The organism is Klebsiella sp. 1SOBk10mer, from assembly GCF_046602535.1.
GTDB classification, from domain to species: domain Bacteria; phylum Pseudomonadota; class Gammaproteobacteria; order Enterobacterales; family Enterobacteriaceae; genus Klebsiella; species Klebsiella quasipneumoniae.
The window spans coordinates 143596-154316 of record NZ_JBKIUP010000004.1 but is presented as its reverse complement, the minus strand read 5'-3'; the positions used below and the strand labels follow the sequence as shown (position 1 = coordinate 154316).

Below are 10721 nucleotides of genomic sequence, written 5' to 3'. Positions count from 1 at the left end.
GTACTTTCCGGTACCCTACGGCGGTTTTTTTCGTCCTGTTGAGAGTCAATGATGTCCACCACGCTGTTTAAAGATTTCACCTTCGAAGCCGCCCACCACCTGCCGCACGTCCCGGAAGGACACAAATGCGGTCGCCTGCATGGCCACTCCTTTATGGTGCGTCTGGAGATAACCGGTGAAGTCGATCCCCATACCGGGTGGATCATGGATTTCGCCGAGCTGAAGGCCGCCTTCAAGCCGACCTACGATCGCCTGGACCACTATTATCTGAACGATATCCCCGGTCTGGAAAACCCTACCAGCGAAGTGCTGGCCAAATGGATCTGGGATGAGATGAAACCGCGGGTGCCGCTGCTGAGCGCCGTGATGGTGAAAGAGACCTGCACCGCCGGCTGCGTCTATCGCGGCGAGTAAGCGAAAAAAAGCCCGGTCAGTATGCTACCGGGCTTTTTTATCAGGCGATATTCAGATATTTATGCGTCTGCATGGACAGGCGCCAGTTACGGGCGATGCAGGTGTCGATACACAAGCGCGTCGCGTCTTCTTTCTGACTGATCGGCTGCAGGGCGATGATCCGCGGTTTGTCATCGCTCAGCGTTTCCAGCAGTTCGTCCAGCGCTTCGATGTCGCGGACGCGCCCTACCGGATGCTTGATCTCATCCGCCCGCTGCAGGGCCTGAGACAGCACGTCATACCCGCCGCGCATGTTGACCTTCGGGGAAACCGTCACCCAGGTGTTGTGGCTGCAAAGCACTTCATGGGTGCCGCTGGTTTCAATCTGACAGCTAAAGCCGTTTTGTTCCAGAAGCGAGGTTAACGGCGTTAAGTCGTGAATGCAGGGCTCACCGCCGGTAATGACCACGTGGCGGGCAGTCCACCCCTGACGACCGATAATCGCCAGCAGATCTTCACTGCTTGCCGGCCCCCACTTATCGCTCTCTTTGGTTTTCGCCAGGATGCTGAACAACGACACTTCCCGATCGGTCAGTTTGTCCCAGGTATGCTTGGTGTCACACCACGCGCATCCTACCGGGCATCCCTGCAGACGAATAAAAATGGCAGGCACGCCGGTGAAGTAACCCTCGCCTTGCAGGGTCTGGAACATCTCGTTAATCGGGTACTGCATAGTCATCTCTGTTTAGGGTGATAAACGCTTATTATCGCAGATTTCACTGTCCAGGTCTTGTCCTGCGCTGCGATCGTTTTTCCCTCACGGGGTCGCTTTCTCACCCCGGACGTTATTCATTGTTAATTAAAAGTATGCATCTGTTTTCGTTTATTTCATTAGTGTGGTAAGGATTTAAATAAACAGCGGAGCGTACTGCAGCGAAGAAAGATGTAACAGAAGATGTTTTTCGTGTTATATACCAGAGCATAAAAAACGTCAGTGGAAAAATAAAAACATGTTTAAATACATGCATGTACAAATTGATACATGAAAGAGTGAATTATTTACCTGGTCTGAGAGTCGAATCCAATCCGCCGCCGAAAATAAGCTTAAGCCCCTCTTAATAAAGTCCTGCTGCCCGCCATTTTTTATTTAATCGTCGTTTACTTTGGCCCTCCTAGAATCCCGCAGACCAACCATAATGAGATAGCGTTTATGACCACATTATTCATTACCGGCGTCACCGGTTTTCTGGGCGGCGCGGCGTTAGAGAAAATACTCCATCAGGATAGCCAATTAGATCTGCTGCTACTGGTGCGTGCCAACAGCCCCGAGGCAGGCCTGGAACGGGTCAAGGAAAACATGCGTAAGTTCAACATCGCCGAGGAGAAACTGGCGATGCTGCGACCGCAGCAGATCCTGCTGGGCGATCTCGCCTCTCCGGAGCATTTTCTTAACGATCCGCGGCTTGAGCAAGTCACCCATGTTCTCAACTGCGCCGCTGTCGCCTCGTTTGGCAGCAACCCGCTCATCTGGAAGGTTAACGTTACGGGTACGCTGCGTCTGGCGCAACGGATGGCGCAGGTGGCGGGTCTGCAGCGTTTTCTCCACGTCGGCACCGCAATGTCCTGCTCACCGGAGCCGGATTCGCTGGTCGCCGAGAGCGCGGAGTTTCGGCAGCGCGCCGAGCATCTGGTGGAATATACCCACTCGAAATCGGCCATCGAGCAACTGATGCAGCAGCACTGCCCTACGCTACCGCTGGTCATTGCCCGCCCTTCTATTGTGGTGGGCCATACTCATCACGGCTGCCGGCCTTCCAGCAGTATTTTCTGGGTATTCAGCATGGGACTGATGCTGCAGAAATTTATGTGCGCGATGGAGGACCGAATCGATGTTATCCCGGTGGACTACTGCGCCGACGCCCTGCTGATGCTGCTTAACCAGCCGCTGGCCCACGGCGAGGTAGTGCATATCTCTGCCGGTGAGGAGAACAGCGTGAAGTTTGCCGACATCGACCGGGCGATGGCCCTGGCGCTGGAGCAGGCGCCGGTGGGAGATAAGTACGCCCAGGTGAGTTATGAAACGCTGGTCAAAATGCGTCGCGAACTGAAAGGAATTTTTGGGCCGTGCAATGAGCGACTGATGCTGAAAGCGATGCGCTTATATGGCGCGTTCGCCACGCTGAACGTGCGCTTTAGCAACGACAAGCTGCTGAGCATGGGGATGCCAAAACCGCCGCGCTTTACCGATTACATCGACCGCTGCGTGGAAACCACCCGCGGGCTGTCGATTCCTCAGCAAATGGCCGTCGACTTTAAATAATGGCCGCAGGTATAAAAAAAATGCCAGCCCGAAGGCTGGCATGGTTATTTCATCAGGACAGGATTAAGCCTGGCCTTTGATCTCTTTACGACCATTGAACGGCGCTTGCTCACCCAGCGCTTCTTCGATACGAATCAGCTGGTTGTATTTAGCAACGCGGTCAGAACGGCTCATAGAACCGGTTTTGATCTGGCCTGCAGCGGTACCCACAGCCAGGTCGGCGATGGTCGCGTCTTCAGTTTCGCCAGAACGGTGAGAGATGACAGCGGTGTAGCCAGCGTCTTTCGCCATCTTGATAGCAGCCAGAGTTTCGGTCAGAGAACCGATCTGGTTGAATTTGATCAGGATGGAGTTAGCGATGCCTTTTTCGATGCCTTCTTTCAGGATCTTGGTGTTGGTTACGAACAGGTCGTCACCAACCAGCTGGATTTTGTCGCCCAGTACTTTGGTCTGGTAAGCGAAACCTTCCCAGTCAGATTCGTCCAGGCCATCTTCGATGGAGACGATCGGGTACTGTTTGGTCAGCTCTTCCAGGAAGTGAGTGAACTCTTCAGAGGTGAACGCTTTGTTGCCTTCGCCGGCCAGAACGTATTTACCGTCTTTGTAGAATTCAGACGCTGCGCAGTCCATCGCCAGGGTGATGTCTTTGCCCAGCTCGTAGCCTGCTGCTTTAACCGCTTCAGCGATAACAGCCAGCGCTTCGGCGTTGGAACCCAGGTTCGGCGCGTAGCCGCCTTCGTCACCAACGGCAGTGTTCATGCCTTTGGACTTCAGCACTTTCGCCAGGTGATGGAATACTTCAGAACCCATGCGTACTGCTTCTTTCAGGGTCGGCGCGCCAACCGGCTGAATCATGAATTCCTGGATGTCGACGTTGTTGTCAGCGTGCTCACCGCCGTTGATGATGTTCATCATCGGAACCGGCATGGAGTATTTGCCCGGAGTGCCGTTCAGTTCAGCGATGTGCGCGTACAGCGGCAGGCCTTTGGAGGCAGCAGCTGCTTTGGCGTTCGCCAGAGAAACGGCCAGGATTGCGTTCGCACCGAAGTTAGATTTGTTTTCAGTACCGTCCAGGTCGATCATGATCTTGTCGATGCCAGCCTGATCTTTGGCATCTTTGCCCAGGATTGCCTGAGCGATCGGGCCGTTTACCGCAGCAACAGCTTTGGTTACGCCTTTACCCAGGAAACGGGATTTGTCGCCATCGCGCAGTTCCAGCGCTTCGCGGGAACCAGTAGAAGCACCTGACGGAGCAGCTGCCATACCGACGAAACCACCTTCCAGGTGTACTTCGGCTTCAACAGTCGGGTTACCACGGGAGTCGATGATTTCACGACCGATGACTTTAACGATTTTGGACATTAGGTTTTCCTCAGTACAAGTTAAACTAAAACTCCAGACAAACAATGCACCCGGATGGGTGCATTGCCGTTCTAACTCTTTTTACTTCGCCTGGCGTTTCTGGTACTCGCTGGCGGCTTTCACAAAGCCGGCAAACAGCGGGTGTCCATCACGCGGCGTCGAAGTAAACTCCGGGTGGAACTGGCAGGCCACAAACCACGGATGGTTCGGCACTTCGATGATCTCGACCAACTGATCATCCCCGGAACGGCCCGCAACGCGCAGACCGGCAGCTTCAATCGGTTTCAACAACATGTTGTTGACTTCGTAGCGGTGACGATGGCGCTCGGTGATGGTCGGCTCGCCGTACAGCTGGCGTACCAGAGAATCCTCATCCAGCTGGCACTGCTGCGCGCCCAGGCGCATGGTGCCGCCCAGATCGCTCTTCTCAGAGCGGACTTCAACGTTGCCATCTTCGTCACGCCATTCGGTAATCAGGGCCACAACCGGGTATTTACAGTCTGGCACAAATTCCGTCGAGTTGGCGTTTTCCATACCCGCTACGTTGCGCGCGAATTCAATCAGCGCAACCTGCATACCCAGGCAAATGCCCAGATAAGGAATATTGTTCTCACGCGCATAGCGCGCGGTGGCGATCTTACCTTCCACACCGCGGTAGCCGAAGCCGCCCGGGATAAGGATAGCATCTAAATCCTTGAGGATTTCGACGCCGCGCGTTTCCACATCCTGCGAATCGATCAGCTTGATGTTGACGGTAACGCGGTTTTTCAGACCACCGTGTTTCAGCGCTTCAATCACCGACTTGTAGGCGTCCGGCAGTTCAATGTACTTACCGACCATGCCGATGGTGACTTCGCCTGCCGGATTGGCTTCTTCATAGATTACCTGTTCCCATTCGGCCAGGTTTGCTTCCGGACAAGTTAAGCTGAATCGTTTACAAATATAATCGTCCAGCCCCTGAGATTTCAACAGGCCTGGAATTTTATAAATGGAATCGACGTCTTTCAGAGAAATAACAGCCTTTTCCGGAACGTTACAGAACAAAGCAATTTTCGCCCGTTCGTTGGCCGGAACCGCGCGATCGGAGCGGCAAATCAGGATGTCAGGCTGAATACCGATGGAGAGCAGCTCTTTCACGGAGTGCTGAGTCGGTTTGGTTTTGACTTCACCGGCGGCGGCCATGTACGGCACTAAAGTCAGGTGCATAAACAGGGTATGCTCGCGGCCGATCTCTACCGCCATCTGACGAATAGCTTCGAGGAACGGCAGGGATTCGATATCGCCTACGGTACCGCCGATTTCCACCAGCACCACGTCATGGCCTTCGCCGCCAGCCAGTACGCGCTCTTTAATGGCGTTGGTGATGTGCGGAATAACCTGTACGGTTGCGCCCAGATAGTCGCCACGGCGCTCTTTACGCAGCACGTCGGAGTAGATTCGACCGGTGGTGAAGTTGTTGCGACGAGTCATCTTGGTGCGGATGAAACGCTCGTAGTGGCCCAGGTCCAGATCGGTTTCTGCGCCGTCTTCAGTAACGAACACTTCCCCATGCTGGATTGGGCTCATGGTGCCCGGATCGACGTTGATATACGGATCCAGTTTCATGATGGTCACGTTGAGACCACGGGCTTCAAGAATGGCTGCCAGGGAGGCTGCGGCAATGCCTTTACCCAGAGAGGATACGACCCCGCCGGTCACAAAAATATAGTTCGTTGTCATGCTGAACCTGAGAAGTTAGGGTAAAACGATGGAATAACCAGGACGGGAAAGTAGTATACCCGAACATGCGTGACGCCACAAACTTTCATTCTTCCCCTCCCCTTCGTTCTTCAAGTTGCACCTGTGTTGCGACCCGAACAACTCGAAGAGGCAGGCTACATGGTGTTTCAACGACATAACGGAAAGAGAAAATAGACGCTTTTGGCGAAATGTTTTTGACGTAAATCAAGCGCTTGTTATTTATAAAATCACACAAATCGCGCTTGATCACGAAAACTCGTTAGAGATCAGTTTCCTGGCGTTTTACCTGTTGCCATACTTCTTCCATGGTATCGAGGTCGACGCCGGTCATTTCCAGGCCGCGGGCGGCGACAATGCGCTCGACTTCGCGAAAGCGCCGCTCGAATTTGCGGTTCGCTTTTTGCAGCGCCACCTCGGCTTTGACCCCTAAATGGCGGGATAAATTCACCGTGGCGAACAGCAGATCGCCCACTTCCTCTTCCAGTTTCGCTTCATCCACCACCGCCTGCTGCGCTTCATGCATCACTTCATCAATTTCTTCATGCACTTTGTCGAGCACCGGGCCCAGCGAGGTCCAGTCAAAACCGACCGCCGAGCAGCGACGCTGGATTTTATGCGCGCGCATCAGCGCCGGCAGGCTATGCGGAATGTCGTCCAGCGCCGAGTGCTGGGCTTTTTCCGCCCGCTCCGCGCTTTTGATCTGCTCCCAGCGTGCCAGGACTTCGCTGCTGTTTCCCGCGGTGGCATCAGCGAAAATATGGGGATGGCGGCGCTCCAGCTTGTCGCTGATGGCGGCGCAGATATCGTCAAAGTTAAAACGTCCCTCTTCCTGCGCCATCTGCGCATAGAACACCACCTGGAACAGCAGATCGCCCAGCTCACCGCGCAGGTCGTCAAAATCCTCTCGCGAAATAGCGTCCAGCACTTCATAGGTTTCTTCGAGGGTATAGGGGGCGATGGTGGCAAAGGTCTGCTCTTTATCCCACGGGCAGCCGTTTTCCGGGTCGCGCAGGCGGCGCATAATGCCGAGCAAGCGGTCAATCTGAGTCATGTGACAATCCTGGAAATTCAAAAAAAAGTCGGCCGGATAAGGCCTTTCGACCTTATCCGACGTTGCGAAATTGCCGGATGGCGGCTTCGCCTTATCCGGCCTGGAGACGAATTAACCGCCGTGCAGACGACGCGCGTCGATCACATCGGGCACCTGGTTCAGCTTACCGAGCACCCGGCCCAGCACCTGCAGGTTGTAAATCTCGATGGTCATATCGATGGTGGCCAGCTGCTGACGGGTATCGCTGCGGCTGGCAACGCCCAGCACGTTCACCTTCTCATTGGCGAGGATGGTGGTGATATCGCGCAATAACCCGCTGCGATCGTTCGCCTCCACCCTGACCACCAGCGAATATCCCGCCGAGTAGCTTTCGCCCCATACCGCATCGACAATGCGCTCCGGGGCATGCGACTGCAGTTCAGCGAGCTGATCGCAGTCGGCGCGATGCACGGAAATCCCGCGCCCTTGAGTGATAAAGCCGACGATCTCATCGCCCGGGATCGGCTGGCAGCAGCGGGCAATATGGTGCATCAGATTGCCAACCCCTTCCACCACCACCCGGCCATTATCCTTGGTGCGGTTCTGCGGAGCATAGGTTTTCTGCTGCAGCTGCTTCAGCGCTGCCGCATCCTGCTCGGCGGCGCTCGGTTTATTGAACTGCGCCTGCAGGAAGTTGACCATCTGGTTGAGACGGATATCGCCGCCGCCGATGGCCGCCAGCAGTTCATCGAGCTCGTTGAAATTGTAGCGCGGCAGCAGGTGCTTTTCCGCATCCTTCAGGCTGATGCCCAGATGCTCCAGCTCGTCGTCAAGGATCTGCCGGCCGGCAAGAATGTTTTTGTCGCGATCCTGCTTACGGAACCAGGCGTGAATTTTGGAGCGTCCGCGGCTGGTGGTAACGTAGCCGAGGTTAGGGTTGAGCCAGTCGCGGCTCGGGTTCGGCTGCTTCTGGGTAATAATTTCGATCTGATCGCCCATCTGCAGCTGATAGGTAAACGGCACGATGCGGCCGCCAATTTTAGCGCCGATGCAGCGATGACCGACGTCGCTGTGGATATGGTAGGCAAAATCGAGCGGCGTCGACCCCGCCGGCAGGTCCACCACGTCGCCTTTCGGCGTAAAGACATACACCCGGTCGTCAAAGACCTGGCTGCGCACTTCGTCGAGCATTTCGCCGGAGTCGGCCATCTCTTCCTGCCAGGCAATCAGCTTGCGCAGCCAGGCGATACGGTCCTCATAGCCGCGACCACCGCTGGTACCCGCTCCCGCGCCCTCTTTGTACTTCCAGTGCGCGGCCACGCCCAGCTCGGCGTCTTCATGCATCTGCCGGGTGCGGATTTGAATCTCCACCGTCTTGCCGCTCGGCCCCAGCACCACGGTGTGGATAGACTGGTAGCCGTTGGGTTTCGGGTTGGCCACGTAATCATCGAACTCATCCGGCAGATGACGGTAGTGAGTATGAACGATCCCCAGCGCGGCATAACAATCCTGCAACCGCTCGGCCACGATGCGCACCGCGCGAACGTCAAACAGCTCGTCAAAGGCGAGGTGTTTTTTCTGCATTTTGCGCCAGATGCTGTAGATATGCTTCGGCCGACCATAGACCTCGGCCTTGACCCCTTCGGCTTTCATTTCTGCCCGCAGGTGGCCGACGAACTCGTCGATATAATGCTCACGGTCGATACGGCGTTCGTGGAGCAGTTTGGCAATACGCTTGTACTCTGCCGGGTGCAGGTAGCGGAAGCAGTAATCTTCCAGCTCCCACTTCAGCTGGCCGATACCTAAGCGGTTCGCCAGGGGAGCATAGATATTGGTGCACTCTTTCGCCGCCAGCACGCGCTCATCTTCCGGCGCGTCCTTGACCTCGCGCAGATGCGCGATACGTTCGGCAAGCTTGATCACCACGCAGCGGAAATCGTCCACCATCGCCAGCAGCATGCGGCGAATGTTATCCACCTGCTCGGAAGATACTGAGTCGGTATGAGTAGCTTTCAGCTGACGGATGGCGGCCATGTCCCGTACCCCGTGAATCAGGGTCACGACCGATTTACCCACGCTCTCCTGCATAACCGCTTCGCTGACGACTTCGCTGTCGGCCAGCGGGAACAGCAGCGCCGCGCGCAGGGTATCGATATCCATACTTAGGGTGGAGAGGATCTCCACCATTTCGACGCCCCGCCACAGCAGCAGGTCCGCCAGCGGGTGTCCTTGCGTTTTTTCGCGACAATAATCCCAGGTTTCGGCTAAGCGCTCACACGACTGCTGGCTGGAAATCCCCAGACTCGCGATCCATTTCTTCGGGTCAAATTCACCAGCTTTATTAAGATGTGCACTTCTTACCGCAACCATTGTCCTCTCCTTAAGGGACCGGCCTGCCGAAGTCGGCAAGCCTCAACTTTCTACATGTCATCCTGCAGGTCGCGTCAGCATTGATGGCCGGGGCGGCTCTTCTGCGACGTTGTGAATGACCTTATGTAAGCCTGCGCTCAAACAACACCATTGATTCCAGATGACCGGTATGCGGGAACATATCCAGCATCGCCAGGCGTTGAATCTGATATCCAGCCTGCAACAGGGTTTCGCTGTCTCGCGCCAGCGTCGCCGGGTTGCAGGAAACATACACCACCCGCCGCGGCGCCAGTTTTATAATATGCGGCATCACGCCCGGCGCGCCGGCGCGGGCCGGGTCCAGCAGCACTTTATCAAAGCCGTGCTTCGCCCAGGCCTGGCGGGTGACATCCTCTTCCAGATTTTCATGGAAGAAGGTGACATTGGATAAACCATTGAGGGCGGCATTTTCCCGCCCCTTCTCCACCAGCGCCGGCACCCCTTCCACCCCGACCACGTGGGCGGCGCGAGTCGCCAGCGGCAGGGTAAAATTGCCCATCCCGCAGAACAGATCCAGCACCCGGTCTTCGGGCTGCAGATCCAGCCACGCCAGCGCGGTACGCACCATCTGCTGATTCACGCCGTCGTTGACCTGGATAAAATCCCGCGGACTGAACACTAAGCGTAGTCCGTCTGAGGTATACCATGGCGCTTCGCCGTGAATATGTTCCAGTATCTCGCTTTGCGGCGCGAGGTACAGGGAAAGACCGTGAGTTTGCGAAAAACGTTCCAGTTTTTCCCTGTCAGCGGCCGGCAGCGCAGCGGTATGGCGCAGCACCATTAGTGGGCCGTTGTCCGCCAGCACCAGCTCGACGTGGCCAAGGCAGCGTAATGCGCTCAGCGCGCTTAAGCACTCGCGCACGGCGGGCAGCAGCGCCTCAAGTTGGGGCACCAAAACAGGGCACTGCACCACATCGACGATCGCTTTGTCGCTGGCCTGACGAAAACCCATCTGCAATTGTTGGGTCTTTGGCTGATAATTCAAGCTTAAGCGCGCGCGACGGCGATACCCCCACGGCTCGCCGGCGATGATCTCATCCACCTCGCGCTTCATCAGGCGCGCCAGCGCGGCGCGTTTACTTTGCTGCTGAAGCGTGATGCTGGCATGCTGCTGTTGGCAGCCGCCGCAAACGCCAAAATGGGGGCAGCGCGGCGCCTGGCGCTGCGGGCTGTCGGTCAGACGGCGTTTCACCTGGGCGCGGGCGTACTGCTTTTTGTCTTCCACCAGCACCACCTCAGCCTGCTCCTGCGGCAGCACGCCGCCGACGAACAGCGCTTTCCCCTGGTGGCGGGCCACGCCCTGGCCAAAGGGATCGAGGTCGTTGACTGTAACGGTTATGATCTGGCGCGTCGTCACACGCCGTTTTGCAGAGTAGAATTGCGCCATCGTAGAGAGTTGTCTCAATCAAATAAAACGAGCTCGTTCAGAGCGGCAGCGCCGCGAAGCGCACCGACGCGCACCGAACG

The 10721-nt window shown here is 56.2% G+C and carries 8 protein-coding genes; 2 read left to right on the top strand and 6 right to left on the bottom strand.

Going from position 1 to position 10721, the window contains the following annotated elements; all coding sequences use genetic code 11:
* Window positions 1-48: 48 nt before the first annotated feature.
* Window positions 49-414: a 6-carboxytetrahydropterin synthase QueD gene (gene queD / locus ACLH1I_RS13090; RefSeq protein WP_004174641.1), complete on the top strand. Its 366-nt coding sequence runs from the start codon at window positions 49-51 to the stop codon at window positions 412-414.
* Window positions 415-454: 40 nt separating this feature from the next.
* Here the strand turns inward: queD and queE are convergent, their stop codons facing one another.
* Window positions 455-1126, bottom strand: a complete 672-nt coding sequence (gene queE, locus ACLH1I_RS13085) for a 7-carboxy-7-deazaguanine synthase QueE (RefSeq protein WP_049004707.1) — start codon at window positions 1124-1126, stop codon at window positions 455-457.
* A gap of 477 nt (window positions 1127-1603) precedes the next feature.
* Here queE and ACLH1I_RS13080 point away from each other — a divergent pair, with 477 nt between their 5' ends.
* Window positions 1604-2713: an SDR family oxidoreductase gene (locus tag ACLH1I_RS13080; RefSeq protein WP_004205581.1), complete on the top strand. Its 1110-nt coding sequence runs from the start codon at window positions 1604-1606 to the stop codon at window positions 2711-2713.
* Between the two features lie 63 nt (window positions 2714-2776).
* Here the strand turns inward: ACLH1I_RS13080 and eno are convergent, their stop codons facing one another.
* From eno to rlmD, 5 genes are all read right to left on the bottom strand, one after another.
* Window positions 2777-4075 carry a phosphopyruvate hydratase gene (eno, locus tag ACLH1I_RS13075; RefSeq protein WP_002915213.1) on the bottom strand — a complete coding sequence of 433 codons (1299 nt, stop codon included), beginning with the start codon at window positions 4073-4075 and terminating at the stop codon, window positions 2777-2779.
* 81 nt (window positions 4076-4156) lie between these two features.
* The gene (pyrG, locus tag ACLH1I_RS13070) at window positions 4157-5794 is read right to left on the bottom strand and encodes a glutamine hydrolyzing CTP synthase (protein WP_004205579.1); all 1638 of its coding nucleotides are present in this window, start codon (window positions 5792-5794) and stop codon (window positions 4157-4159) included.
* A gap of 280 nt (window positions 5795-6074) precedes the next feature.
* Window positions 6075-6866 carry a nucleoside triphosphate pyrophosphohydrolase gene (gene mazG, locus ACLH1I_RS13065; RefSeq protein ID WP_004205577.1) on the bottom strand — a complete coding sequence of 264 codons (792 nt, stop codon included), beginning with the start codon at window positions 6864-6866 and terminating at the stop codon, window positions 6075-6077.
* A 111-nt stretch (window positions 6867-6977) separates the two neighbouring features.
* Window positions 6978-9215 (bottom strand): GTP diphosphokinase, encoded by a 2238-nt coding sequence (gene relA, locus ACLH1I_RS13060; RefSeq protein WP_004205575.1) that lies wholly within the window; start codon window positions 9213-9215, stop codon window positions 6978-6980.
* A 121-nt stretch (window positions 9216-9336) separates the two neighbouring features.
* Window positions 9337-10641: a 23S rRNA (uracil(1939)-C(5))-methyltransferase RlmD gene (gene rlmD / locus ACLH1I_RS13055; protein WP_004205574.1), complete on the bottom strand. Its 1305-nt coding sequence runs from the start codon at window positions 10639-10641 to the stop codon at window positions 9337-9339.
* Between the last annotated feature and the right edge of the window lie 80 nt (window positions 10642-10721).